Source organism: uncultured Jannaschia sp. (assembly GCF_947494055.1).
Classification (GTDB): domain Bacteria; phylum Pseudomonadota; class Alphaproteobacteria; order Rhodobacterales; family Rhodobacteraceae; genus Jannaschia.
On sequence record NZ_CANLTR010000147.1, the window covers coordinates 1 to 844 of the forward strand.

Annotated in this window: 1 pseudogene; it reads left to right on the forward strand. The window is 63.2% G+C overall.

What is annotated here, in order from left to right:
- Positions 1-778, forward strand: a pseudogene (locus Q1A87_RS23560) (IS256 family transposase); the annotation flags it as partial.
- Positions 779-844 lie beyond the last annotated feature (66 nt).

Below are 844 nucleotides of genomic sequence, written 5' to 3' on the forward strand. Positions count from 1 at the left end.
GCAAGGTGAAGGTCGACCGGGACGCGTGGAGCGCCCGAAGCTTGAATGAGGAAGACATCGTCCGTCTGATCCTCGACGGCACGGTCATCAAGTCCCGCCTGGACAGGAAAGCCACGAACATTTCCGTCCTTGCCGCCATCGGCGTGCGCCGGGACGGGCAGAAGGTCTTGCTATCGATCAAGAACATGGGCGGCGAGAGCACGGCGGCGTGGCGCCAGTTTCTCGAAGACCTCGATGTCCGTGGCCTGAGGCGGCCGGAGTTCGTCATCGTCGACGGCGCGCCCGGCCTCGAGGCTGCGCTGGTCGCGCTCTGGGGCGAGGACCTGCCGATCCAGCGCTGCACAGTGCACAAGCATCGCAACCTTCTCGGTCACGCCCCAAAGCACATGCACGACGAGTTGACCGAGGACTACAGGGACATGATCTATGCCGAAACAGCAGTCGAGGTTGAGGCACGGCGCAAGGCGTTTCTGCGCAAGTGACGCCTGAAATGCCGTGCGGTTGCCGACAGCCTCGAGGAGGCCGGCGATCGGCTGTTTGCCTTTACCCGCCTCGATTCCTCGCAGTGGAAATCAGCGCGAACCACGAATGCGATTGAACGGCTCAACGAGGAGTTTCGCCGCCGCATCAAGACGCAGACCGTGCTGCCCTGTGCGGAAACCGTCCCGATGCCGCTCTGGGCGCTGCTGGCGTCCGGTCAATCCAGATGCGGAAAGTCGACGGCTGGGAGACCTTGTCTCAGCCAATCTCGCGCAGCGCCCTTGACCTCGCTGCCTGACCAGACGCAACTTCACATGCCAGGAGGACGCCGCCAGGGAATTTCCACCAGATACACGACACGACC